Annotated in this window: 23 protein-coding genes and 1 riboswitch; of the genes, 20 read left to right on the forward strand and 3 right to left on the reverse strand. The window is 68.9% G+C overall.

Annotated elements, in window-relative coordinates; all coding sequences use genetic code 11:
• The first annotated feature begins 3 nt into the window (after positions 1–3).
• From APZ15_RS04845 to APZ15_RS04885, 9 genes are all read left to right on the forward strand, one after another.
• On the forward strand, positions 4–1,971 hold the full coding sequence (locus tag APZ15_RS04845) for a methyl-accepting chemotaxis protein (RefSeq protein ID WP_057056446.1): 1,968 nt from the start codon (positions 4–6) through the stop codon (positions 1,969–1,971).
• A 3-nt stretch (positions 1,972–1,974) separates the two neighbouring features.
• The gene (locus tag APZ15_RS04850) at positions 1,975–2,967 is read left to right on the forward strand and encodes a CheR family methyltransferase (RefSeq protein WP_027788645.1); all 993 of its coding nucleotides are present in this window, start codon (positions 1,975–1,977) and stop codon (positions 2,965–2,967) included.
• A complete protein-coding gene (cheD, locus tag APZ15_RS04855; RefSeq protein WP_049098104.1) occupies positions 2,964–3,743 on the forward strand; it encodes a chemoreceptor glutamine deamidase CheD in 780 nt (259 codons plus the stop codon). Before APZ15_RS04850 ends, cheD begins: the two co-directional genes overlap by 4 nt.
• Positions 3,740–4,831, forward strand: a complete 1,092-nt coding sequence (locus APZ15_RS04860; protein ID WP_027788644.1) for a protein-glutamate methylesterase/protein-glutamine glutaminase — start codon at positions 3,740–3,742, stop codon at positions 4,829–4,831. The genes cheD and APZ15_RS04860 overlap by 4 nt, the downstream gene beginning before the upstream one ends.
• A 67-nt stretch (positions 4,832–4,898) precedes the next feature.
• The gene (gene cheY, locus APZ15_RS04865) at positions 4,899–5,294 is read left to right on the forward strand and encodes a chemotaxis response regulator CheY (protein WP_006485893.1); all 396 of its coding nucleotides are present in this window, start codon (positions 4,899–4,901) and stop codon (positions 5,292–5,294) included.
• Position 5,295: 1 nt separating this feature from the next.
• The gene (gene cheZ, locus APZ15_RS04870; protein WP_027788643.1) at positions 5,296–6,027 is read left to right on the forward strand and encodes a protein phosphatase CheZ; all 732 of its coding nucleotides are present in this window, start codon (positions 5,296–5,298) and stop codon (positions 6,025–6,027) included.
• A 268-nt stretch (positions 6,028–6,295) separates the two neighbouring features.
• Positions 6,296–6,799, forward strand: coding sequence for a DUF2844 domain-containing protein (locus APZ15_RS04875; protein ID WP_027788642.1), 504 nt, complete (start codon positions 6,296–6,298; stop codon positions 6,797–6,799).
• Positions 6,800–6,815: 16 nt separating this feature from the next.
• Positions 6,816–8,054: a DUF3443 family protein gene (locus tag APZ15_RS04880; RefSeq protein WP_027788641.1), complete on the forward strand. Its 1,239-nt coding sequence runs from the start codon at positions 6,816–6,818 to the stop codon at positions 8,052–8,054.
• Between the two features lie 171 nt (positions 8,055–8,225).
• Positions 8,226–8,723, forward strand: a complete 498-nt coding sequence (locus APZ15_RS04885; RefSeq protein WP_027788640.1) for a VOC family protein — start codon at positions 8,226–8,228, stop codon at positions 8,721–8,723.
• A 95-nt stretch (positions 8,724–8,818) separates the two neighbouring features.
• Here APZ15_RS04885 and APZ15_RS04890 read toward each other — a convergent pair whose 3' ends face one another.
• Positions 8,819–9,223 carry a hypothetical protein gene (locus APZ15_RS04890; RefSeq protein WP_027788639.1) on the reverse strand — a complete coding sequence of 135 codons (405 nt, stop codon included), beginning with the start codon at positions 9,221–9,223 and terminating at the stop codon, positions 8,819–8,821.
• A 374-nt stretch (positions 9,224–9,597) separates the two neighbouring features.
• Here APZ15_RS04890 and APZ15_RS04895 point away from each other — a divergent pair, with 374 nt between their 5' ends.
• From APZ15_RS04895 to metF, 9 genes are all read left to right on the forward strand, one after another.
• Entirely contained in the window at positions 9,598–9,978 is a 381-nt protein-coding gene (locus APZ15_RS04895; RefSeq protein ID WP_027788638.1) for a DUF805 domain-containing protein, read from the forward strand.
• 367 nt (positions 9,979–10,345) lie between these two features.
• Entirely contained in the window at positions 10,346–11,542 is a 1,197-nt protein-coding gene (flhB, locus tag APZ15_RS04900; protein ID WP_027788637.1) for a flagellar biosynthesis protein FlhB, read from the forward strand.
• Entirely contained in the window at positions 11,539–13,638 is a 2,100-nt protein-coding gene (flhA, locus tag APZ15_RS04905; RefSeq protein ID WP_057056447.1) for a flagellar biosynthesis protein FlhA, read from the forward strand. Before flhB ends, flhA begins: the two co-directional genes overlap by 4 nt.
• Positions 13,635–15,398 (forward strand): flagellar biosynthesis protein FlhF, encoded by a 1,764-nt coding sequence (gene flhF, locus APZ15_RS04910; protein WP_049116896.1) that lies wholly within the window; start codon positions 13,635–13,637, stop codon positions 15,396–15,398. The genes flhA and flhF overlap by 4 nt, the downstream gene beginning before the upstream one ends.
• Complete coding sequence (locus APZ15_RS04915) at positions 15,391–16,209, forward strand: nucleotide-binding protein (protein WP_027788634.1); 819 nt, start codon at positions 15,391–15,393, stop codon at positions 16,207–16,209. Before flhF ends, APZ15_RS04915 begins: the two co-directional genes overlap by 8 nt.
• Before the next feature lie 22 nt (positions 16,210–16,231).
• Entirely contained in the window at positions 16,232–16,966 is a 735-nt protein-coding gene (locus APZ15_RS04920) for an RNA polymerase sigma factor FliA (RefSeq protein ID WP_006484033.1), read from the forward strand.
• Positions 16,967–17,065: 99 nt separating this feature from the next.
• A riboswitch (S-adenosyl-L-homocysteine riboswitch) is annotated at positions 17,066–17,191 on the forward strand.
• A gap of 32 nt (positions 17,192–17,223) precedes the next feature.
• Positions 17,224–18,642: an adenosylhomocysteinase gene (gene ahcY, locus APZ15_RS04925; RefSeq protein WP_027788633.1), complete on the forward strand. Its 1,419-nt coding sequence runs from the start codon at positions 17,224–17,226 to the stop codon at positions 18,640–18,642.
• Between the two features lie 162 nt (positions 18,643–18,804).
• Positions 18,805–19,158, forward strand: a complete 354-nt coding sequence (locus tag APZ15_RS04930; RefSeq protein WP_006477367.1) for a phage holin family protein — start codon at positions 18,805–18,807, stop codon at positions 19,156–19,158.
• 25 nt (positions 19,159–19,183) lie between these two features.
• Positions 19,184–20,014, forward strand: coding sequence for a methylenetetrahydrofolate reductase [NAD(P)H] (gene metF, locus APZ15_RS04935; RefSeq protein ID WP_021164275.1), 831 nt, complete (start codon positions 19,184–19,186; stop codon positions 20,012–20,014).
• 98 nt (positions 20,015–20,112) lie between these two features.
• Here the strand turns inward: metF and APZ15_RS04940 are convergent, their stop codons facing one another.
• Together APZ15_RS04940 and APZ15_RS04945 are read right to left on the reverse strand one after the other, a co-directional pair.
• The gene (locus APZ15_RS04940) at positions 20,113–21,591 is read right to left on the reverse strand and encodes an amidase (RefSeq protein ID WP_027788632.1); all 1,479 of its coding nucleotides are present in this window, start codon (positions 21,589–21,591) and stop codon (positions 20,113–20,115) included.
• Positions 21,592–21,672: 81 nt separating this feature from the next.
• On the reverse strand, positions 21,673–22,365 hold the full coding sequence (locus APZ15_RS04945) for a dienelactone hydrolase family protein (protein WP_027788631.1): 693 nt from the start codon (positions 22,363–22,365) through the stop codon (positions 21,673–21,675).
• Between the two features lie 283 nt (positions 22,366–22,648).
• On the opposite strand from APZ15_RS04945, the gene APZ15_RS04950 reads away from it, so the two are divergent.
• Both APZ15_RS04950 and APZ15_RS04955 read left to right on the forward strand, forming a co-directional pair.
• A complete protein-coding gene (locus tag APZ15_RS04950) occupies positions 22,649–23,728 on the forward strand; it encodes an NAD(P)H-dependent flavin oxidoreductase (RefSeq protein ID WP_027788630.1) in 1,080 nt (359 codons plus the stop codon).
• 415 nt (positions 23,729–24,143) lie between these two features.
• The gene (locus tag APZ15_RS04955) at positions 24,144–25,286 is read left to right on the forward strand and encodes a branched-chain amino acid ABC transporter substrate-binding protein (protein WP_027788629.1); all 1,143 of its coding nucleotides are present in this window, start codon (positions 24,144–24,146) and stop codon (positions 25,284–25,286) included.
• Positions 25,287–25,372: the final 86 nt, after the last annotated feature.

Genomic DNA, 25,372 nt, shown 5'->3' on the forward strand with positions numbered 1-25,372 from the left:
GCAATGTTGCATAACTGGTCGATCCGCACGACGCTCACGGCGGTCGGACTCATCCTCGTGGCGCTGGCCGCAGCCGTCGGCGGGCTCGGCCTGTACGCGCTGAATCAAGCGAGCCGCTCGCTCGACGAGATCGCGCACGTCGACCTGCCGGCGATCCATGCGCTCGACGACACGTCGGCGCAGTTGCTGCGCGCGCGCGTGGCGCTCGACCGCTTCCGCACCCTGACCGAAACCGGCAACACGGCCGACGCGGCCAAGGTGCTCGACCGCGCGCAGGAGCTGTACGCGAAGTCGAACCAGAACTGGCAGGCGTTCCAGGCCACGCCGAAGCTCGGCGTCGAGCAGGCGCTCGTCGACGAACTCGCCGCACGCTATGCGACGATCGTGAAGGAAGGCGTCGAGCCCGAATTCGCGGCCGCGCGCGCGGGCGACATGGCCGCGTACCACGCGGTCGCCGATACCAAGATCAGCCCGATGTTCGTCGCGTACGACCAGGCGGCAGCGGCCGTGGTCGCGTCGCTGCAGAAGCGCGCGGAAGATCGCCAGGCCGCGACGCAATCGCAGATCTCGCTGATGATCGGGCTGATCGCGGCGGGCATCGCGATCGCGTTCGTCGTCGTGATCGCGATCCGCTTCGCGCTGCGCGGGCTGATCGTGCAGCCGCTCGAGGACGCGATCGCGCACTTCGAGCGCATCGCCGGCGGCGACCTCACCGAGCCGGTGAACGTGTTCAGCACCAACGAGATCGGCCGCCTGTTCGGCGGCATCAAGCGGATGCAGGACGCCGTCACGACGATGGTGCAGGCCGTGCATCGCGGCACCGAGTCGATCGACGTCGGCGCGCGCGAGATCTCGACCGGCAACACCGACCTGTCGCAGCGTACCGAGGAGCAGGCCGCGTCGCTGCAGGAAACCGCGTCGAGCATGGAGCAGCTGACGGGCACCGTGCGCCAGAACGCGGAGAACGCGCGGCAGGCCAGCCAGCTCGCGGTGAACGCGTCCGACATCGCGACGCAGGGCGGCGACGTGGTCGGCCAGGTCGTGTCGACGATGCAGGACATCGCGGCGAGCTCGGGCAAGGTCGTCGACATCATCGGCACGATCGAAGGCATCGCGTTCCAGACCAACATCCTCGCGCTGAACGCGGCGGTCGAAGCCGCGCGCGCGGGCGAACAGGGCCGCGGCTTCGCGGTGGTCGCGGGCGAGGTGCGCTCGCTCGCGCAGCGCAGCGCGAGCGCCGCGAAGGAAATCAAGCAGCTGATCGGCGATTCGGCCGAGAAGGTCGAAAGCGGGTCGGCGCTCGTGTCGCGCGCCGGTTCGACGATGGACGAGATCGTGCAGGCCGTGCGCCGCGTGACCGACATCATGGGCGAGATCAGCGCCGCGTCGGACGAGCAGTCGACCGGCATCGAGCAGGTCAACCGCGCGGTCGGCCAGATGGATTCGGTCACGCAGCAGAACGCGGCGCTCGTCGAGCAGGCGGCCGCCGCGGCCGCGTCGCTCGAGGAGCAGACGCGCCAGATGAAGACGGTTGTGGCCGGCTGGCGCGTCGCGGGCGGCATCGTGCTCGCGCCGTCGCGCGGTGTCGCGCGGCCGGTCGCGCATGAACCGGCGCATACGCCGGCGCTGACGTCGGAGCCGCGTTTCGACGCGGCGCCGGTCGCCGCGCTGCCGGCCCCGCAGGCCGCCGCCCAACCGGCACGGCGTGCCGCGCCGGCGCCGCGTGCCGCGGCCGCGTCGGGCGCCGGTCACGAACCGAAGCGCGCGGCCGATGCCGGTGCGCATGCGCGGAAGGACGCGCCGGCTTCCCGCGGCGCCGCCGCGGGCGGCTACGGGCCGCGTCTCGCGAAAACCGCCGCGCCGGCCGACAAGCCGGCCGCGAAGCCCGCGCTCGTGCGCCCGGCGCTGAACGGCGAGAAGCCGGCGCCGGCCACGTCCGGCACGTCCGATGACGATTGGGAGACCTTCTAAATCATGTCGCACGCGCGCGCGCCGTTTCGACCCGATGCACCGGATGCCTCGCCTCGCGCGGGCGAGCCGGGGCGCGACTTCGCGTTCACGGGCGCGGATTTCGCACGCATCCGCGCGCTGATCCATCAACGCGCGGGGATCTCGCTGTCCGAGCACAAGCGAGACATGGCGTACAGCCGTCTCGCGCGCCGCTTGCGGGCACGCGGCCTCGACACGTTCCGCGACTACCTCGACCTGCTCGAGCAGGAAGACGATCCGCTCGAGTGGGAAGCGTTCACCAATGCGCTGACGACGAACCTGACCGCGTTCTTCCGCGAGTCGCACCATTTCCCGATCCTGTCGGATTTCGTGAAGGGGCGGCCGGCGCCCGTATCGGTCTGGTGTTCGGCGGCGTCGACCGGCGAGGAGCCTTACTCGATCGCGATCACGCTGATCGAGGCGCTCGGCGAATCGGCCGCGCGCGGCGCGTCGATCCTCGCGACCGACCTCGACACGCAGGTGCTCGCGAAGGCGGAGGCCGGCATCTACACGTATGACCAGGTCAAGCACCTGGCGCCGGAGCGGCTGAAGCGCTTCTTCCTGAAGGGCACGGGCGCGCAGGCCGGCCGCGTGAAGGTGCGCCCCGAGCTGCGCGCGATGATCCGCTTCGAGCAGCTGAACCTGACCGATGCGGACTACGGGATCGCGAAGCCGTTCGACGCGATCTTCTGCCGCAACGTGATGATCTATTTCGACAAGCCGACGCAGGGGCAGGTGCTGTCGCGCTTCGAGCCGCTCGTGAAGCCGGGCGGGCTGCTGTTCGCCGGCCATTCGGAAAACTTCACGTACGTCACGCAGGCGTTCCGGCTGCGCGGGCAGACGGTGTACGAACTGACTCGCGACGCCGCACAGGGCGCGCGGCCGCGTGGCGCGCAGGCGCCCGCGGCAGCCGCGACGGCGTCGCAGGTGCGTGCGCGGGCCGCGGGCGCCGCGCCCGCCTTTGGAGAACGCGGATGAGCGCACTGCCGATCGCGACCAATCGCTACTTCGACAGCCACTTCGGCCTGCCCGGCGTGAAGCTGCTGCCGAACGAGTTCTACACGACGTCCGAGGACATGGTGCTGATGACCGTGCTCGGCTCGTGCGTCGCCGCGTGCATTCACGATCCGTACGCGGGCATCGGCGGGATGAACCACTTCATGCTGCCCGACGACGGCGCCGATGCGGGCGCGGCCGCGTCCGACTCGATGCGCTACGGCGCGTACGCGATGGAAGTGCTGATCAACGAGCTGATCAAGGCCGGCGGGCGCCGCGAGCGCTTCGAGGCGAAGGTGTTCGGCGGCGCGGCCGTGCTGGCCGGCATGACGACGATCAACATCGGCGATCGCAACGCCGATTTCGTGCGCCGCTACCTGGCGCTCGAACGCATCCGCATCACCGCGGAGGACTTGCAGGACGTCCATCCGCGCAAGGTCGCATTCATGCCGCGCACGGGCCGCGCGATGGTGAAGAAGCTGCGGCTGCAGGTGCCGGGCGTGACCGAGCGCGAAGCCGCGCTCGCGCGCGAGGCCGACCGCCTGCGCGCCGCGCGGCCGCGTCCCCACGTCGAGCTGTTTGCGGCGAAACGGCCGGCCGCGCCGCAGCCGGCGCGCCCGCGTATCGAGCTGTTCGGCGCGCGCGGCGCAGCGCCGGGCGGTGCCGGCGGCTCCAGCGGCTCCAGCGGCTCACGGGCAGCGAACCCGCAAGCCGGCAGCCCGTATGCGGCGAACCTATCAAGAAAGCAGGAGGCATGACCGCAGTGCAGAAGATCAAAGTATTGTGCGTCGACGATTCGGCGCTGATCCGCAGCCTGATGACCGAGATCATCAACAGCCAGCCCGACATGACGGTGGTCGCGACCGCGCCCGATCCGCTCGTCGCGCGCGAGCTCATCAAGCAGCACAACCCCGACGTGCTCACGCTCGACGTCGAAATGCCGCGCATGGACGGGCTCGACTTCCTCGAGAAGCTGATGCGCCTGCGGCCGATGCCGGTCGTGATGGTGTCGTCGCTGACCGAGCGCGGCTCGGAAATCACGCTGCGCGCGCTCGAGCTCGGTGCGGTGGATTTCGTCACGAAGCCGCGCGTCGGGATTCGCGACGGGATGCTCGACTACGCGGAAAAGCTCGCCGACAAGATCCGCGCGGCGTCGCGTGCGCGCGTGCGCCAGGCGCCGCAGCCGCAGGCCGTCGCGCGCGCGGCGGACAGCCACGCGGCCGCGCCGATGATCAACAACCCGCTCGTCAGTACCGAGAAGCTGATCATCATCGGCGCATCGACGGGCGGCACCGAGGCGATCCGCGAAGTGCTGACGCCGCTGCCGCCGGACGCGCCGGCCGTGCTGATCGCGCAGCACATGCCGCCGGGCTTCACGAAATCGTTCGCACAGCGGCTGAACGGCCTGTGCCGGATCGCGGTGAAGGAAGCCGAGCACGGCGAGCGCGTGCTGCCGGGCCACGCGTATATCGCGCCGGGCCACGCGCACCTGTTGCTTGCGAGGAGCGGGGCGAACTATATTGCGCAACTGTCGGACGAGCCGCCGGTCAACCGGCACCGCCCGTCGGTCGACGTGCTGTTCCGCTCGGCGGCGACGCACGCGGGCAAGAACGCGATCGGGGTGATCCTGACCGGGATGGGCCGCGACGGCGCGGCCGGCCTGCTGGAAATGAAACGCGCGGGCGCCCACACGTTCGCGCAGGACGAAGCAAGCTGCATCGTGTTCGGGATGCCGCGCGAGGCGATCGCGCTCGGCGGCGCGGACGAGATCGCGCCGCTCGCCGACATGAGCCGCCGCGTGATGGCGCGCCTGGCGACGATGGGCGATCGCGTGCAGCGCGTTTGAATGGAATGTCACGGGGCGCGTGCCACGATACGCGTCCCGACGGAAACGAATCTGGAAAGGAACGACGATGGACAAGAGCATGAAAATCCTGGTGGTGGACGATTTCCCGACGATGCGCCGGATCGTCCGCAACCTGCTCAAGGAGCTGGGCTACTCGAACGTCGACGAGGCCGAGGACGGCCTCGCCGGCCTCGCGCGGCTGCGCGGCGGCGGCTACGACTTCGTGATCTCGGACTGGAACATGCCGAACCTCGACGGCCTCGCGATGCTGAAGGAAATCCGCGCGGACGCGACGCTCACGCACCTGCCGGTGCTGATGGTCACGGCCGAGTCGAAGAAGGAGAACATCATCGCGGCGGCGCAGGCCGGCGCGAGCGGCTACGTCGTGAAACCGTTTACGGCCGCGACGCTCGACGAGAAGCTGAACAAGATCATCGACAAGATGGCGAAGGCCGGGAGCTGACGTGAACGAGCCGATCCATGCCGCGCTGACGGGCGCCGGGTTCAGCGCCGACGGCCAGGCCGAAGGTGCCGATTACGCGAGCGACCGCATCCTCGCGCGCATCGGCCATGTCACGCGCACGCTGCGCGATTCGATGCGCGAGCTCGGGCTCGACAAGCATGTCGAGCGGGCGGCCGAAGCCGTGCCCGATGCGCGCGACCGGCTGCGCTACGTCGCGACGATGACCGAGCAGGCCGCCGAGCGCGTGCTGAATGCGATCGAGGTGGCCAAGCCGATGCAGGCGCGCCTCCAGAACGAAGCCGAAGCGCTCGACGCGCGCTGGGCGCAGTGGTATGCGGCGCCGATCGAGCACGCGGAAGTGCGCGAGCTGATGGACGATACGCGCACGTTCCTGCGCACGCTGCCCGAATCGACGTCGGCGACCAGCGCGCAACTGCTCGAGATCATGCTCGCGCAGGATTTCCAGGACCTGACCGGCCAGGTGATCAAGAAGATCATGGACATGGTCTACCTGATCGAGCAGCAGCTCCTCACGGTGCTCGTCGAGAACATCGCGCCGGAGCGGCGCGAGCAGTTCGCGGCTACCGCGGCCGCGCTCGCCGCCGAGCAGATGAGCTCGACCGGCAGCCCCGAGTCGCTGCTGAACGGCCCGCAGATCGCGCCGGAAGGCAAATCCGACGTGGTCCAGGACCAGGGGCAGGTCGACGACCTGCTTGCCAGCCTGGGCTTCTGACCCTGCCGCGTGCATCGGCGCGCCTCCGTTTCGCGGGGCCGCGCGATGCATGCGTCGCGCCGTTTCCACAACGTCCACCACGTTTACCCGGGCTAGCCGCCTGCGCACGCGCCGGTCGGCCTGCGTCGAATTGACACTTCGACACACTCAGCAGGCATACTACGCGTCAGCAGCAACGAAGCGTCATTCATACGACTCATACGTCGGCAGGCGGCGCGGGTATGATCGCCGCGCACGCCGCCACGAAGCCAGTCCCGTGGGAGGGAATGTGAAGCTGAAACGCTTGGGCCGCGCCGTCGCGCACGCGACGGCTGCAACGGGTGTGCTGTGGGCCGTCCACGCGCACGCCGAACTGGGCGGCGCACCGATGTCGCCGCCGGCGGACGATCAGGCCGCAAGCGTGCGCGCGCTGCAGCGCGCGATGCGTTCGGCGGACGGCGTGCAGGCGAGTACCGCCGCCTATACCGTCCGCGAAATCACGCTCGGGTCGGGCACCGTCATTCACGAGTACACGTCGGCCGCCGGCAGCGTGTTCGGCCTCGCATGGCAAGGGCCGACGATGCCGGATCTCGCGTCGCTGCTCGGCAGCTATTTCCCGCAGTACACCGCCGGCGTCCAAGCGGCGCACAAGGCGCGCGGCTGGCGCGCACCTGTGTCTGTCGACACGAGCGGCCTCGTGATCCGGACGGGCGGCCACATGGGCGCCTTCTCGGGCCAGGCCTGGCTGCCGGCGGCGCTGCCTGCCGGCCTGGCCGGCACCGACATCCAGTGACAGCGGGAGAGCGATCTTGAGCATTCCTCGTACATTCAAGCGCTGGCTCGGCGTGCTGGGCCTCGCGGCGGCAACGGCCGTTCTCGTGACCGCATGCGGCGGCGGCGGCGACGGCGGCGGCAGCAGCAACTCGGGCAACAACGGCAACAACGGTTCGGGCGGCTCGGACGGCAACTCCGGGAACACGGCCGTCATCAACGTCAACGCCGGCGTGGCGAACGTGATCAACATCCCGACCATCAGCGTGAAGGTCTGCGCGCCGGGCACGTCGAACTGCCAGGTGGTCAGCAACGTGCTCGTCGATACCGCGTCCTACGGGCTGCGGCTCGTCGGCAGTGCGGTGTCGGGCGTGCTCGGCAGCCTCCCGCAGGTGACGAGCGGCGGCGCGCCGGTCGCCGAGTGCGGCAAGTTCGTGTCGAGCTATACGTGGGGTTCGGTGCGCACGGTCGACCTGTCGATCGGCGCCGAGCAGGCGCGCTCGCTGCCCGTGCAGATCATCGGCGACCTCGGCACGACGAACGTGCCGGCCTCGTGCACGAACGGCGGTGCGTCGGCCAACTCGGCGAGCGCGCTCGGCGCGAACGGGATTCTCGGCATCGGGCCGGCGCCGGTCGACTGCGGCACGACCTGCGCGACGTCGACGTCGTCGAGCAACAACTACTACGCGTGCCCGAACGGCGACAACGCGAACTGCGCGGTCGCGCTCGTGCCGGTGGCGCAGCAGGTGGCCAACCCGGTTCATCATTTCGCCGACAGCAGCGGGGTGAGCGTGACGATGCCGGGCATCTCGAACAGCGGGCAGGCCAGCTCCACCGGGACGCTGACGTTCGGCCTGCCCGACCTGACCGGGAAGACCGTGATGACGTCGACCACGACGGGCGACGTCAGCGCGACGTTCCTCGGGCGCAACGTGACCGCGTTCTTCGATACGGGCTCGAACGCGTATTTCTTCAACGATTCGGGGCAGACGGTTTGCTCGAAGAACACGCAGTTCTACTGCCCGTCATCGCCGCCGGCCAGCTACTCGGCGACGCTGAGCGGCCAGAACGGCGTGGCCGCGACCGTGTCGATGTCCATCGCGAACGCGGATTCGCTGTTCTCGAACCCGTCGACGTACGCGTTCAACGACATCGCGGGCCCGTTCGGTTCGTCCAGCTGGCTCGACATCGGCATGCCGCACTTCTACGGCAGGACGATCTACTTCGGGATGGACAAGACCTCGACCGGCGGCGCGGCGCCTTTCGTCGCGTTCTGACGCGGCAGGGCCGCACGCTGAAGGGAACGGGGGGGCGAGAGATCGCCCCCTTTTTTATCCGGCGGCCGCGCACGGCACGGCCGGCCGGGCCGGAGCGCCGCCGCGTGCGGGCACAGCGCCTACGATGTAATACCGGCGGCCGTGCCGGCACGACATCGAGGAGGCAGCGTCATGAGCTCGCGCATACAACGCATCACCCCGTTCCTTTGGTTCGACCGCGACGCCGAGGCGGCCGCCGGTTTCTACGTGTCGGTGTTCGACAACGCGCGCATCGTGCACGTCGCGCGCTACGGCAAGGCCGGCGCGCACGCATCCGGCAGCGCGGAGGGCGCGGTGATGACCGTCGCGTTCGAGCTCGACGGGCAGGCGTTCATCGCGCTGAACGGCGGCCCCGTGTTCCAGATCACGCCGGCCGTGTCGTTCGTCGTCAACTGCCGGGACCAGGACGAAATCGACCGCTATTGGGCGCGCCTGTCCGAAGGCGGCGACGAGCGCGCGCAACAGTGCGGCTGGCTGCGCGACCGGTTCGGCGTGTCGTGGCAGGTCGTGCCGGTGCAGCTGCCGGAATTGATGGCGGGCGATCCCGCGCGCGCCGAGCGCGTGATGGCGCAGGTGATGACGATGAAGAAGCTCGATCTCGCCGCGCTGCAGCGGGCGGCGGCGGGCTAGGCGCGTGCGCCGGCCCGTTATCGGCGTGAACAGGATCTCGCCGGCGCCCCGTGGCCGGCACGGGCCGGGAAGCCCGTGATCGCCGCATACGGGCGCTAGACCGGCCGCCGGCCGGTACGCATCAGCTGCGTATGGTCGAGGAAGCGGTGGCCGGGCCCGTACGCGGTGCTTTCGATCCGGACGGCATCGGCCGGCGCGACCGGGCGCCCGGCGGCATCGACCGACACCGATTCGATCTCGACGACCGGCACGCACCAGGCCGCGCGGGCGCGTTCCGACGGTTCGCCGCGCGCGTCGGCGCAGCGGAAAGCGACGCTCGCGGGGACATCCTGCGCGCGCAGGGTTTGCGTCGACCCGTTCCACGCATGGTGCAGGGCGATCGTGCCGGGGTGCGGTGCGTCAGGCGCCTGCGCGCCGGGCGGCAGGGCCGGCGTGCCCGCGCAGCCGGCTGCCAGCGCGCAGGCGAGCGACAGCGACGGAACGAACGGATGACGGAGCATGGTGAGGTTCGACCGGAATCGGAAATGACGAAGCGTAGCGCGCTTTGCGCGCCGGCGTAATACCGGCGGTTAATCGAATGCGGTACTCGCGGCGATTATCGATCGCCCCCGGTTTCATTTTGCTGTAGTCAGGTACTGGATTATCCGGGGCTGTCGTTTATGTCAGGTGTTCAAGATTATTAAAATGACGCGGCATGCAAGCCTGCGGCGCCGTATTCCGCTGCGGCAGCCGTTCCCGCGCCGTGCCGGCGGGCGCTGCAGCCGGGCGTGCGCATTACCCGTCATGTGAAAATAGATTGGAGTCCGCCGAAATTCAAACATATAATGCCGGCGTTGTTTCCGGGGTCGTCAATATAAAACAGGAGGGTAATAAGATGAATTTTTCAGAAGCCGTTCGTTCCGTACTCAATAAATACGCGACATTCGAAGGCCGCGCGCGCCGTGCCGAATACTGGTATTTCGCGCTGCTCACCTGCGTGCTGTCGATCGTCGCGCAGGTCGTCGGCGCGGGGAGCCACGACGCGGGCCTGATCACGCTGCTGCTGCTCGTCGTGCTCGGCCTGATTTCGCTCGCGCTGATCATTCCGAGCATCGCGGTCAGCGTGCGCCGGCTGCACGATACGGGCCGCTCGGGCTGGTTCCTGCTGCTGGTGCTGATCCCGATCGTCGGCGGGATCCTGCTGCTCGTGTGGATGTGCTCGCGCGGCACCGAAGGCCCGAACCGCTTCGGCGCGGACCCGATCGCGGCGGCCTGACCGACGCCTGCCCCGGCGCGCGACGCCGTCGCGTCGGGGCCTGGTTTCGCGCCGGTCCCGCTTCACCGTTTCACCAACCGCTTCACCATTTCCCAGCTTCGCGCCGTCGTCGCTCGGCCCGAAGCCCCAAGCCCCGCGCCCACCCCCGCCATCGCACCGGCCGCCCCGTTTCGCCGCCTCGCCGCACCCCGTTCCGTCCCCCTTCCGGCCCCCTTCCGGCCCCGTCCGGCCGCGTTTGCGCCGGCTCGCCCGATTCCCCGAAATACCCCCCTTTCCCGGCTTTGCTCGACCGATCGGTGTTTGACGCCTCCATGAATAATCGGTGTCACTGGAAAGCGGCATTCCGCCGTACCCGACTGGAGGCCCCGTGGCAGACGAGAGCGATCTCGACAAGACCGAAGCCGCCACTCCCAGGCGCCGCGAGAAGGCGCGCGAGGAGGGGCAGGTCGCGCGTTCGCGCGAACTGGCTTCGTTCGCGCTGCTCGCGGCCGGGTTCTACGGTGCCTGGCTGCTCGCGGGCCCGTCGGGCGGGCATCTGCAGGCGATGCTGCGCGGCGCGTTCATGTTCGATCGCGCGACCGCGTTCGACACGAACCGGATGCTGTCGGCGGCCGGCAGCGCGAGCCTCGAAGGCTTCGCCGCGCTGCTGCCGCTGCTCGCGCTCACCGGTGTCGCCGCGCTGCTCGCGCCGATGGCGCTCGGCGGCTGGCTGATCTCGCAGAAGACGTTCGAACTGAAGTTCGACCGCCTAAACCCGATCTCGGGCCTCGGCCGGATCTTCTCGATCCAGGGGCCGATCCAGCTCGGGATGTCGATCGCGAAGACGCTGGTCGTCGGCGGGATCGGCGGCATCGCGATCTGGCGCAGCAAGGACGAGCTGCTCGGTCTCGCGACGCAGCCGCTCGGCGTGGCGCTGCCCGATGCGCTGCACCTGGTCGCCGTGTGCTGCGGCACGACGGTCGCCGGGATGCTGGTGGTCGCCGCGCTCGACGTGCCTTACCAAATCTGGCAGTACAACAAGAAGTTGCGCATGACGAAGGAAGAAGTGAAGCGCGAGCATCGCGAGAACGAAGGCGATCCGCACGTGAAGGGGCGGATCCGCCAGCAGCAGCGCGCGATCGCGCGGCGCCGGATGATGGCGGCCGTGCCGAAGGCCGACGTGGTCGTGACGAACCCGACGCACTTCGCCGTCGCGCTGCAATACACGGACGGCGAGATGCGCGCGCCGAAGGTCGTCGCGAAGGGCGTGAACCTCGTCGCCGCGCGCATCCGCGAACTCGCGGCCGAACACAACGTGCCGCTGCTCGAAGCGCCGCCGCTCGCGCGTGCGCTGTATCACAACGTCGAACTCGAACGCGAGATTCCCGGCTCGCTGTACTCGGCCGTCGCCGAAGTGCTCGCGTGGGTCTACCAGCTCAAGCGCTTCCGTTCGGAAGGCGGCGCGTTCCCGGCGGTGCCGGTCGACCTGGACGTGCCGGCCGACCTCGACAAGGGCGCGTCGGTCTCCGCCGACGACGAACGCGAGGAAGCCGAAGACACGCTCGGTAACGGAGGCGCGGCATGAGCACCCCGACCGGCCTGTTCGCGAAGCGCCAGAATCCGTTCGCGGGCACCAACCTGCGCGCGCTCGCGGGCCCGATCCTCATCTGCATGATTTTGGGGATGATGATCCTGCCGCTGCCGCCGATGCTGCTGGATCTGCTGTTCACGTTCAACATCGCGCTGTCCGTGATGGTGCTGCTCGTCAGCATGTACACGATGAAGCCGCTCGATTTCGCGGCGTTCCCGAGCGTGCTGCTGTTCTCGACGCTCCTGCGCCTGTCGCTGAACGTCGCGTCGACGCGCGTCGTGCTGCTCGAGGGCCACACCGGGCCGGACGCGGCCGGCCAGGTGATCGAGGCGTTCGGCCACTTCCTCGTCGGCGGCAACTTCGCGGTCGGCATCGTCGTGTTCGTGATCCTGATGATCATCAACTTCATGGTGATCACGAAGGGCGCGGGGCGGATCGCCGAAGTGTCCGCGCGCTTCACGCTCGACGCGATGCCCGGCAAGCAGATGGCGATCGACGCCGACCTGAACGCGGGCCTCATCAACGAAGAGCAGGCGCGCAAGCGCCGCCTGGCGGTCTCGCAGGAAGCCGAGTTCTACGGGTCGATGGACGGCGCGTCGAAGTTCGTGCGCGGCGACGCGATCGCCGGCCTGATCATCATGGCGATCAACGTGATCGGCGGGCTGATCGTCGGGATGGTCCAGCACGACATGACGTTCGCCGCGGCCGGCACGAACTACACGCTGCTGACGATCGGCGACGGCCTCGTCGCGCAGATCCCGTCGCTCGTGATCTCGACGGCGGCCGGCGTGATCGTGTCGCGCGTCGCGACCGACGAGGACATCGGCACGCAGATCACCGGCCAGCTGTTCACGAACCCGCGCGTGCTGAACATCACCGGCGCGATCATCGTGCTGATGGGGCTGATCCCGGGCATGCCGCACTTCGCGTTCCTCGCGCTCGGCGGCGGCGCGATCTGGCTGGCCCGCACGCAGACGAAGCGCGCGGCGGCCCGCAAGGCGGCCGGCGACCTGACCGACATCGCGCCGCCCGCCGTGCTGCCGTCCGACAGCCACGAGGCGACCTGGGACGACGTGCAGCTGATCGACCCGCTCGGCCTCGAAGTCGGCTACCGGCTGATCCCGCTCGTCGACAAGAACAGCGACGGCGAACTGCTCAAGCGCATCAAGAGCATCCGCAAGAAATTCGCGCAGGAAATCGGCTTCCTGCCGCCCGTGATCCATATCCGCGACAACCTCGAGCTGCGGCCGAACGCGTACCGGATCGCGCTGAAGGGCGTCGAGATCGGCGTCGGCGAAGTGTTCCCGGGCCAGTGGCTCGCGATCAACCCCGGCCAGGTGACGGCCGCGCTGCCGGGCGCCGTCACGCAGGATCCCGCGTTCGGGCTGCCGCCCGTGTGGATCGACGTCGCGATGCGCGAACAGGCGCAGGTGTACGGCTACACGGTGGTCGACGCGAGCACGGTCGTCGCGACGCACCTGAACCATCTGGTCGTCCAGCACGCGGCCGAGCTGCTCGGCCGCCAGGAAGTGCAGGCGCTCGTCGAGCGCACCGGCAAGGACGCGCCGTCGCTCGTCGAGGACCTCGTGCCGAAGACGATCTCGCTGACGACGCTGCAGAAGGTGCTGCAGAACCTGCTCGAGGAAGGCGTGCCGATCCGCGACATGCGCACGATCCTCGAGGCCGTGTCCGAACACGCGGGCCGCGGCGACGCGTTCGAGATCACGGCCGCGGTGCGGCTCGCGCTCGGCCGCGCGATCACGCAGCAGTGGTATCCGGGCGCGGGCGAGATGCAGGTGATGGGCCTCGACGCAAATCTCGAACGCGTGCTGTCGCAGGCGCTCGCCACCGGCGCGAACCCGGGCCTCGAACCCGGCCTCGCGCACAACCTTCTGACCGGCACGCAGCAGGCGATGCTGCGTCAACAGAATCTCGGGCTGCCGCCCGTGCTGCTCGTGCAGCACGCGCTGCGCGCGATGCTCGCGCGTTTCCTGCGCCGCAGCCTGCCGCAATTGAAAGTGCTGTCGTACGCCGAAGTGCCGGACACACGCACGATCAAAGTCGTTAACGTCATCGGGGGTTCCGCTTGAACATTCGCAAATTCACCGGCGCAACGAGCCGCGACGCACTTCGTCTCGTGCGCGAGGCGCTCGGCGCCGACGCGGTCGTGCTGTCGAACCGCACGCTCGATGACGGCAGCGTGGAAATCGTCGCCCTCGCCGATTCGGACCTGGCCGCCGTGGCGCCGCCGGCCGCGGCGCGCGCACGCATGGCCGCGCCGCGCGTGCCGGAATCGGTGCCCGCCGCCGCGGTGCCGGGCATCGTGTCGCGCCCGGGCGCGGCGCTCGCCCGCCCGGCCGTCAATCCGTATGCGGCAGGCGAAGGCGGGTTGCCGGACGTGTTCTCGTCGGTGTTCGGCGCAAGCGCCGAGGCGGACGCGGACTCGGGCTCGGATGACGCGGCCGCGCAAGCCTCGACGCTCGACGCGGACCCGCTGGCCGGCGCCACCGCCGCCGGTGCGTCGGTCACCGGTGCGCCGGCCGCGACTTCCGAACCCGCACCGTGGCTGGTCGAGCACGCGAAGCGCCTGACCCAGCAGCGCGATGCGCTGATGGCGCGCACGCAGGCGGCGCCCGCCGCGCCGCAGCCGAGCCCGCCGGCCCCGCAGGCCGCCGCGAGCGCGACGCCGCCCGGCTGGGCGCGCGACATCGTGCGCGACGCCGAACGCCGGATGCCGGCAGCCGCGACCCGCGCGCCGGACCCGGGCGCTGCGCAGGCCGCGAAGGCGGCCGAGCGCACGCGCCTGTCCGCCGACGCCGCCGCCGCGGTGGCCGATGCGGTGAAGTCGCGCATCGAGCGCATCGTCAACGACACGGTGATGCAGGAGCTCGGCGAGCTGCGCGGGATGATGGAAGAGCAGTTCGACAGCCTGATGTGGCACGACCGCCAGCGTCGCAGCGCCGTGCATGGCGCGCTGACGAAGCACCTGTTCTCGGCCGGTTTCTCCGCGCAGCTCGTGCGGATGCTGGTCGACAACATGCCGTCCGGCGACGGCGCGCAGAGCTTCGAGCAGGCGGCCGAATGGGCGCAGTCGGTGCTCGCGGCGAACCTGCCGGTGCTCGACAGCGAGGACGCGCTGATGGAGCGCGGCGGCGTGTTCGCGCTGATGGGGCCGACGGGCGTCGGCAAGACCACCACCACCGCGAAGCTGGCCGCGCGCTGCGTGATGCGCTTCGGCGCGAGCAAGGTCGCGCTGCTGACCACCGACAGCTACCGGATCGGCGGCCACGAACAGCTGCGCATCTTCGGCAAGATCCTCGGCGTGCCCGTGCACGCGGTGAAGGATGCGGGCGATCTCGCGCTCGCGCTGTCCGAGCTGCGCAACAAGCACATCGTGCTGATCGACACGATCGGCATGAGCCAGCGCGACCGCGCGGTATCCGACCAGATCGCGATGCTGCACGGCGCGAACGCGCCGGTGCAGCGCCTGCTGCTGCTCAACGCGACGAGCCATGGCGACACGCTCAACGAAGTCGTGCAGGCGTACCGCAGCGCGGGCGAGCATCCCGACCTGGCCGGCTGCATCCTCACGAAGCTCGACGAGGCGACCCACCTCGGCGGCGTGCTCGACACGGTGATCCGCTACAAGCTGCCGATCCACTACGTGTCGACCGGCCAGAAGGTGCCGGAGAACCTGTACGTCGCATCGACCCGATTCCTGCTGAAGAGCGCGTTCTGTGTGCCGCGCGACGGCTCGCCCTTCGTGCCGCAAGACGAGGACATGCCGACGCTGCTTTCCGCACTGACCGCACGTTCCACCGCCGAGCTGCACGAGGTGCGATTTGGATAAACAAATCATCGACCAGGCCGAAGGGCTGCGGCGCCTGCTGGCCGGGCGCGCGTCGCGCATCGTCGCGGTGACGGGCGGGCCGGCGGGTGTCGGCTGCACGTCCACCGTCGTGAATCTCGCGGCGGCGCTCGCGTCGCTCGGCAAGGACGTGCTCGTCGTCGACGAGCGCGCCGACGTGCATTCGGCCAGCGCGACGCTCGCGGGCGCGTGGCTGCGTGACGGCGAACGCACGCGGGTCGCGGCCGGCTTCGGCCTGTGCGCCGCCGCGCGGCTCGCGCGCGCCGGCTACACCGACGCGCAGCTCAGCGATTTCATCGACGGGCCGGCCGACATCGTCCTCGTCGACGCGCAGCTCGGCGCCGACGGTTCGTTCTCGGCGCTCGCCCGCGAAGCGCACGACGTGCTGGTCGTGACGCGGGTCGCGGCGCAGGCGATCACCGAGGCATACGCGTGCATGAAGCGGCTGCATTTCGCGCATGCGTTCGCGCAGTTCCGCGTGCTGACCAATCACGTCGGCAGCCACGCGGATGCGAAGGTCGCGTTCGACAACCTCGCGGGCGTCGCGAGCCGCTACCTGACGGTGTCGATCGCCGACGCGGGCTGCGTGAGCGCCGATCCGCTCGTCGAGCATGCGCGGGAGCTGACGCGCGCCGCGGTCGACGCGTTCCCGTCGTCGGCCGCCGCGCGCGACTACCGGCAGATTGCCGCCGACCTGCTGTACTGGCCGATGCGCCCGCGTTCGGGTGCGGGCCGCGCCGTGCACGCGGGCGGCAAGCCGTCGTATGAGGCGGGCGCGGCACACGCCGCGTGAGTGCCACCGGAAGGAGAGAGCCATGATGTACAACGCTCAAGGAAAGATGTCCCAGGCCGACGTGCTCGCGCAATATGCGCCGCTCGTGCGCCGCCTCGGACTGCAGCTCGTCGCGAAGATGCCGGCGAGCGTCGACCTCGACGACCTGATCCAGGCCGGCATGATCGGCCTGATGGACGCGGCCGGCCGCTACAAGGAGGACCAGGGCGCGCAGTTCGAGACCTACGCGACGCAGCGCATCCGCGGCGCGATGCTCGACGAGCTGCGCAGCAACGACTGGCTGCCGCGCAGCCTGCGCAAGACGTCGCGCGAGGTCGAGCACGCGGTGCACCAGGTCGAGCAGCATCTCGGCCGCTCGGCGAGCGAGACCGAGATCGCGCAGCACCTGAACATGCCGCTCGACGAGTACCAGGGGATGCTGCAGGACCTGCACGGCAGCCAGCTGATCTACTACGAGGATTTCGACCGCGCGGCCGACGACGAGCCGTTCCTCGACCGCTACCGCGTCGACCACGCGGACCCGCTGTCGGCACTGCTCGACGAGCACCTGCGCGAAGCGCTCGTCGAGGCGATCGAGCGGCTGCCGGAGCGCGAGAAGCTGCTGATGTCGCTGTACTACGAACGGGGTCTGAATCTGCGCGAGATCGGCGCGGTGCTCGAAGTGAGCGAATCGCGCGTATGCCAGCTGCACAGCCAGGCCGTCGCGCGCCTGCGCGCGCGGCTGCGCGAACAGGCGTGGGTCGGCGCGGAATCCTGACCCTTTACCGTTCCTGACGGCCGCGCGCGTCGACGCCGCGCGTTCGGCATCTGCATCCGTGTGCGCATTCCGCGCGCCGATTTGCTACAATCCCCTCCGTTTTCCGAGGAGCGTTGCGACGGACCTCTGCGTCCGCCAGGCTCGGAAAGCTTCACCAAGCAGCCGTGCGGCGCGCGTATCGCGACCGTCGCACCGGCCCCGCTTCCTGAACGGCGCTCACGTCACCAATCTAGAAACTTTTTAGAAAGGAGGGCGTGATGAACGCCATTATCGATTCCAAGGCTTCCAACGATTTCGTCGTCGCCGACATGGCGCTGGCCGGCTGGGGCCGCAAGGAACTGAACATCGCCGAGACCGAAATGCCGGGCCTCGTGCAGATCCGCGACGAATACAAGGCGCAGCAGCCGCTGAAGGGCGCGCGCATCGCGGGTTCGCTGCATATGACGATCCAGACCGGCGTGCTGATCGAGACGCTGAAGGCGCTCGGCGCCGACGTCCGCTGGGCGTCGTGCAACATCTTCTCGACGCAGGACCACGCGGCTGCCGCGATCGTCGAAGCCGGCACGCCGGTGTTCGCGTTCAAGGGCGAATCGCTCGACGAATACTGGGAGTTCTCGCACCGCATCTTCGAATGGCCGAACGGCGAATTCGCGAACATGATCCTGGACGACGGCGGCGACGCAACGCTGCTGCTGATCCTCGGCGCGAAGGCCGAGAAGGATCGTTCGGTGATCGCGAAGCCGACCAACGAGGAAGAAGTCGCGCTGTACAAGTCGATCGCGAAGCACCTCGACGCGGACCCGACCTGGTACTCGACGCGCCTCGCGCACATCAAGGGCGTGACCGAAGAAACCACGACCGGCGTGCACCGCCTGTACCAGATGGAAAAGGACGGCCGCCTGCCGTTCCCGGCGTTCAACGTGAACGACTCGGTCACGAAGTCGAAGTTCGACAACCTGTACGGCTGCCGTGAATCGCTGGTCGACGGCATCAAGCGCGCGACCGACGTGATGATCGCGGGCAAGGTCGCGGTCGTCGCGGGCTACGGCGACGTGGGCAAGGGCTGCGCGCAGTCGCTGCGCGGCCTGGGCGCGACCGTGTGGGTCACCGAAATCGATCCGATCTGCGCGCTGCAGGCGGCGATGGAAGGCTACCGCGTCGTGACGATGGAATACGCGGCCGACAAGGCCGACATCTTCGTGACGGCCACCGGCAACTACCACGTGATCAACCACGATCACATGAAGGCGATGCGCCACAACGCGATCGTCTGCAACATCGGCCACTTCGACTCGGAAATCGACGTCGCGTCGACCCGCCAGTACCAGTGGGAAAACATCAAGCCGCAGGTCGACCACATCATCTTCCCGGACGGCAAGCGCGTGATCCTGCTGGCGGAAGGCCGCCTCGTGAACCTCGGCTGCGCGACCGGCCACCCGTCGTTCGTGATGTCGAACTCGTTCGCGAACCAGACGCTCGCGCAGATCGAGCTGTTCGTGCGCGGCAACGAGTACGAGAACAAGGTGTACGTGCTGCCGAAGCACCTCGATGAAAAGGTCGCCCGCCTGCACCTCGCGCGCATCGGCGCGAACCTGTCCGTGCTGTCCGACGAGCAGGCTTCGTACATCGGCGTGCAGAAGGACGGCCCGTTCAAGCCGAACCACTACCGCTACTGATCCGATGCGCCGCCGCCGCGGTGCCGTGCGCGCGTCGCCGACGCGCACCCGGCACGGCGGCACGGCGCGGGATCGCCGGCTGCCGCGGCGCGCCTTCGGGCACCCGCGGCGGCCGGCGGCGGCCACTGATCGTACCGATCGACAACCGAACCGGAGCACTCCATGAGCGTCATCCTCACCTGGGTCATCAACGCGCTCGCGCTGCTGATCATCACGTACCTCGTGCCGTCGATCCACATCAAGAGCTTCGGCACGGCGCTGATCATCGCGGTCGTGCTCGGCCTGATCAACACGGTGATCCGCCCGGTGCTGATCCTGCTGACGCTGCCCGTCACGATCGTCACGCTCGGGGTGTTCATCCTCGTCGTGAACGCGTTGTGCTTCTGGTTCGCGTCGTCGCTGCTGAAGGGCTTCGAGGTGTCGGGGTTCTGGTCCGCGTTCTTCGGTTCGATCCTGTACAGCATCGTGTCGTGGCTGCTGTCCGCACTGATCTTCGGTCAGCGCGACATCGGCTGAGGCCTGAGCCTGTTCCCACCGAATCATGAAACCGATCGAACTCTCGTTTGAATTCTTCCCGCCGAAGACGGCGGAAGGCGTCGAGAAGCTGCGCGCCACGCGCGCGCAACTGATGCCGCTGAAGCCGAAATTCGTCTCCGTGACGTTCGGCGCCGGCGGCTCGACGCAGCAGGGCACGCTCGATACCGTGCTCGACATGCAGAAGGACGGCCTCGAGGCCGCGCCGCACCTGTCGTGCATCGGCTCGTCGCGCGACAGCCTGCGCGCGATCCTCGACCAGTACCGCTCGTACGGCATCCGGCACATCGTCGCGCTGCGCGGCGACCTGCCGTCCGGGATGGGCGCGGTCGGCGAGCTGCGTTATGCGTCCGAGCTCGTCAGCTTCATCCGCGCCGAGCATGGCGACTGGTTCCACATCGAGGTCGCCGGCTACCCGGAGTACCACCCGCAATCGCGCTCGCCGAAGGCCGATCTCGAGAATTTCGCGCGCAAGGTGAAAGCCGGCGCGAATTCCGCGATCACGCAGTACTTCTTCAACGCCGACGCGTATTTCCGCTTCGTCGACGATGCGCGCAAGCTGGGTGTGGACGTGCCGATCGTGCCGGGCATCATGCCGATCACGAACTTCTCGCAGCTGATGCGCTTCTCCGAGATGTGTGGTGCCGAAGTGCCGCGTTGGGTGGCGCGCCGGCTCGAGAGCTTCGGTGACGATCGCGAGTCGATCCGCGCGTTCGGCGCGGACGTCGTCACGGGCCTGTGCCAGCGTCTGGTCGACGCGGGCGTGCCCGGGCTGCATTTCTACACGCTGAACACGGCGGCCGCGACGCGGACGATCTGTGAACGGCTCGACGTGTAGGCGCGGTCACGCGACTGCATGTGTGAAAGTGTGTGAAAGCCCCGCCGGTTCTGCCGGCGGGGCTTTTTTTCGAGGGTTGCGGAGCGGGGCCGCGTGCGTCAGCGCTGCGCCTGCATCAGCGGCGGGCGGCGGTCGAACCACGGCCGCGCCTGTTCGAGCTGCCGTGCCAGCCTGAGCAGCAGCGCGTCGTCGGTGTGGCGCGCGGCGAACTGCACGCCGATCGGCAGCCCGCGCGCGTTCCAGTAGAGCGGCACCGACATCGCCGGCTGGCCGGTCAGGTTGAACAGCTCGGTGCAGCCGGCCCACGTGAACGCCTTTTCCGACGACCTCGCGAGCATTTCCTTCAGCAGCGGCTTCACCGGCAGCGCGGCGAGCACCTTCATCTGCGCCGATTCGAACGGCGTCGGCTGCAATTCGCCGATCTTCACCGGTGGCCCCGCGAGCGACGCGCACAGGATCGCGTCGTAGCGCGACACGATGCCGGCGACCTGCACGGTGAGCTGGCGCTGCCATTCGAGCACGTCCGGCAGGCGGGTGCGCGCGAGGCGCCGGCCGACCACGGCCATCGCCCACGTCGCGGCTTCGAATTCGCCGCGCTTCGGCGTGCGGCCGGTCAGCGCGCGTGCGCCGAGCACCATCTCCTCGGCGATCGTCGCCCACAGCGTGAGGAAGGTTTCGGCCGTGCGTGCGTAGTTGACGTTCAGCGTCGCCGGCTCGACGTGGTGGCCGAGCGATTCGAGCAGCGCGGCCGCGTCGTCGAGCGCCGCGCGGGTGTCGTCGGCGAGCGCCGGCGCGAGCATCGGGTCGAGCACGAGGCCGATCCGCAGCGGGCCGGGCGGCGTGTCGAGCTCGCCGAGGAACGTGCCGGGCGCGCCGGCCGGCAAGGTCTGGCCGGTCGTCACGTCGAGCAGCAGCGCGCTGTCGCGCACGCTGCGCGTGACCGCATGCTGGACGACCAGCTCGCCGTTCGACGGCCGGTCGACGAGGACCGGGTTGCGGGTCGGCTTCAGGCCGAACAGCCCGCAGCACGACGCCGGAATGCGGATCGAGCCGCCGCCGTCGGACGCATGCGCGAGCGGCACGATGCCGGCCGCGACGGCCGCGGCCGCGCCGCCGCTCGAGCCGCCGGGCGTGTGGTCGAGATTCCACGGATTGCGGCACGCGCCGAACAGTTCGGGTTCCGTGTACGGCATCTGGCCGATTTCCGACGTGTTGGTCTTGCCGAACACGTTGAGCCCGGCCGCACGGCTTCGCGCGATCACGGGCGAATCGTCGTCAGGCACGAAATACCGGTAGTGCCGGCTGCCCATCGACAGCGGCAGCCCGGCCACCGCCGCGCCGAGATCCTTGACCAGATACGGCACGCCGGCGAACGGCGCGTCGGCGCCGCCGTCCGGCGTGGCGGCCGCACGCTGGCGTGCGGCTTCGTAGTCCTGCAGCACGATCGCGTTGATCGCGCTGTTGACCGCTTCGGCCTGGCCGATCGCGGCGTCGAGCAGTTCGCGCGGGCTCGCCTTGCGTTCGCGTACCAGTGCGGCGAGGCCGATCGCGTCGTGCGCGAGATAGTCCGAGTGCATCGCAGTCACCCCCGTTGTGACGCGTGGCGATGTCGGCAGCATAACGCGGGCCCGCTGCAAGGGGCCCGCTGCCGCCCGTTTTTAGAGGTGCTCGGCGAGGAAGGTCAGCGTGCGGCCGTGCGCGAGCGCCGATGCGCGCTGGTTGTACGACGCGCGATCCGTGCAGTTGAAGCCGTGCTCGGCGCCCGGATAGACGTGGAACGACGCATGGCCGTGGCCGGCGAACGCGGCCTTCACCTGGTCGACGGCCGTGAGCGGGATGCCGTGGTCGTTTTCGGCGTAGTGGAACAGGATCGGCTGCGTGACCTTGCCGGCGAGGTCGAGTGCGTTCTGGATGCCGCCGCCGTAGTAGGCCACGGCCGCGTCGATCTTGCCGGTCGCGGCCGCGCGGTACGCGAGCTGGCCGCCGAAGCAGTAGCCGATCGCGGCGATCTTGCCGGCCACTTCGGGGCGCGCGCGCAACGCATCGGCGGCCGCTCCGATGTCCGCGACCGCGAGGCCTACGTCGGTCTTTTTCATCAGCTCGATGCCCTTGTCGCGATCCGCGCCTTCATAGGTCAGCTCGACGCGCGGCTGCGTGCGCCAGAACACGTCCGGCGCGAGGGCGACGAAGCCGTCGGACGCGTACTGGTCGGCGACCGCGCGGATGTGCGAGTTCACGCCGAAGATCTCCTGGATGATGATGACGGCAGGGCCTGTGCCGCGCTTGGGCAGCGCGAGATAGCCGCCGAAGCTGTCGTTACCGGTCGGGATGTCGATCCATTGGGCAGTCACGTTCTGAACTCCTGGCGAACGGGGTGCGCGATGCGCGCCCCGGGGGTGAGAGAGGCGGCCTAGTGTGCCACCGATCGTGTGACGGTGCAGGACGCGCCCCCCGGGGGGAGGGAGGCGGCCTCATGTGCCGCCGATCGTGTATCGGCGCAGGACACGTGCCTGCTTCTCGCGCAGCGATCGTTTCGATCTCGATTATTCATTTTTCGGCGCGGCGCCGCTTCGATAGAGTCGATGTGCCAGCCTTTACAAAGCGCTTTCGCGCATCGTCATCGAAGGATTCGCCATGTCTGCCCGCCTGTTTTCCACGCCCTTTTCCGAACGCTTCGGCCTGCGCGTGCCGCTCGTGCAGGCGCCGATGGTCGGCGCGGCCACGGCCGCGATGGTCGCCGCCGCATCGAATGCCGGCGCGCTCGGCAGTCTCGGCGCCGCCGCGTTCGCGCCCGAGCGCATCGCGGCCGAAGTCGAAGCCATCCGCGCGGCGACCGCCCGCCCGTTCGCGATCAACCTGTTCGTGCTGCCGGACGCGACGCCCGACGCGGCGACCGTCGCGCGCGCGCTGGCCGCGATCGACCCGCTGAACGCGGCGCTCGGATTGCCGCCGGGCACCGCGCCCGCGCGCTACGCGCCGGATTTCCGTGCGCAACTCGATGCGCTGGTGGCGCTGCGCGTGCCCGTTGCAAGCTTCACGTTCGGCGTGCTCGACGCGGCCGACGTCGCGCGCCTGAAGGCCGCCGGCACCTACGTGATCGGCACGGCGACGCACGTGGCCGAGGGGCTCGCATGGCAGGCGGCCGGCGCCGACGCGTTGTCCGCGCAAGGCGCCGAGGCGGGCGGCCATCGCGGCACGTTCATCGGTTCCGCCGACGACGCGCTGATCGGCACGTTCGCGCTCGTGCCGCAACTGGTCGACGCGACGGGCCTGCCCGTGCTCGCCGCGGGCGGCATCATGGACGGCCGCGGGATCGCGGCCGCGCTTGCGCTCGGCGCACAGGGCGCGCAGCTCGGAACCGCGTTCCTCACCTGCACGGAAAGCGCGATCGCGGCGGACTGGAAAGCGCGCCTGCTCGCGAGCACCGATACGTCGACGCAGGTCACGCGCGCGATCACCGGCCGCCACGCGCGCGGGCTGCGCAATACGCTGATGGCGCGGCTCGGCGAGCGCGTGGCCGACGTCGCGCCGTACCCGGTGCAGAACGCGCTGACGCAGCCGCTGCGCCAGGCCGCCGCGCGCGCGAACGACGGCGACTACCTGTCGCTGTGGGCCGGGCAGGGCGCGCCGCTCGCGCGGCGGCGCGGCGATGCGCTGACGACGTCGCAGCTCGTCGCCGCGCTCGATGCCGAATGGCGTGCGGCGGCTGCCTGAATCGTTCATGCCGGACGACGAAACGCGCGCTGTCACGCGCGTTTCATTCAATGATCCCGGGCACAAAATACCGAATCGAAATGCCCCGGGAATGCGTTGAAGCGACCTTTCGGCGAAGCCTCGGGAATTAGCGGAAACCCTTATCCGGCGGGGCTTGCAGCGATATTCGAGTAGTCGTTCCAAAGTGCGCATATCGGTAGTGTTACCACTACCCCAAAAAAGTCCCACAAATTAATTTGATCACCTACACTTGCGCGCAAGTACGGACGGGCGGCCGCTAAAAGCGGCGGTTTTCACGTGCTTGAGGCCAAGTGCATGAACGATGCATCCGGCGAATCGTCCAGTGATTGCAAACACAGGGATGGCAGCGGGGCACCGGGCGATGGCGTTTTTTGGGACCGAACTGGAGACTTACATGAATATCAAGATGCAAAAGCTGTTGCCGATCACCGCCGCAGCGATGCTGTGCGCTGCAGCTGCAAGCAACGCGTCAGCCGATCAAGTCGTCAAGATCGGCCACGTCGCGCCGTTGACGGGCGGCATTGCACACCTGGGCAAGGACAACGAAAACGGCGCGCGTCTCGCCGTCGAGGAAATCAACGCGAAGGGTCTTACGGTCGGCGGCCAGAAGATCACGCTGCAACTCGACCCGCAGGATGACGCGGCCGACCCGCGGCAGGCCACGCAGGTTGCGCAGAAGCTCGTCGACGACAAGGTCGTCGCGGTGGTCGGCCACCTGAACTCGGGCACGTCGATCCCGGCCTCGAAGATCTACAGCGATGCGGGCATCGTGCAGATCTCGCCGTCGGCCACGAACCCGGCCTACACGCAGCAGGGCTTCAAGACCACGTACCGCGTGGTGGCCACCGATGCGCAGCAGGGCCCGGCACTCGCGAACTACGCGCACTCGAAGGGCATCAAGAGCGTGGCGGTGGTCGACGATTCGACCGCCTACGGCCAGGGTCTCGCGAACGAGTTCGAGAAGAAGGCCAAGGCGCTCGGCCTGAAGGTGATGTCGCATGACGCGACGAACGACAAGGCGGTCGACTTCCGCGCGATTCTGACCAAGATCAAGGGCGAGAATCCGGACGCGATCATGTACGGCGGCATGGACGCCACCGGCGGCCCGTTCGCGAAACAGGCGAAGCAGCTCGGCCTGCGCGCGAAGATCTTCGCGGGCGACGGCGTGTGCACGGAAAAGCTGGCCGACCTGGCCGGCGACGCGACCGACAACGTGGTGTGCTCGGAAGCCGGTGCCTCGCTCGAGAAGATGGCGGGCGGCGCGGCGTTCAAGGCGAAGTACGAGAAGCGTTTCGGCCAGCCGATCCAGATCTACGCACCGTTCACGTATGACGCCGTGTACATCATCGTCGACGCGATGAAGCGCGCGAACTCGACGGATCCGGCGAAGATTCTCGCGGCGATGCCGGCGACGAACTACTCGGGCGTGATCGGCACGACGACCTTCGACTCGAAGGGCGACCTGCAGCACGGCGTGATCTCGCTGTACAACTACAAGGGCGGCAAGAAGTCGCTGCTCGACGAAGTGAAGATGTAACGCAACAGGCGGTCAACAGAAGGGGTGAAAACGCGCATGCGGCAACGCATGCGCGTTTTCTTTTTGTTTCCCTTTGACCGTTCGGC

Origin of the sequence: Burkholderia cepacia ATCC 25416, from assembly GCF_001411495.1 — a bacterium.
GTDB lineage: Bacteria > Pseudomonadota > Gammaproteobacteria > Burkholderiales > Burkholderiaceae > Burkholderia > Burkholderia cepacia.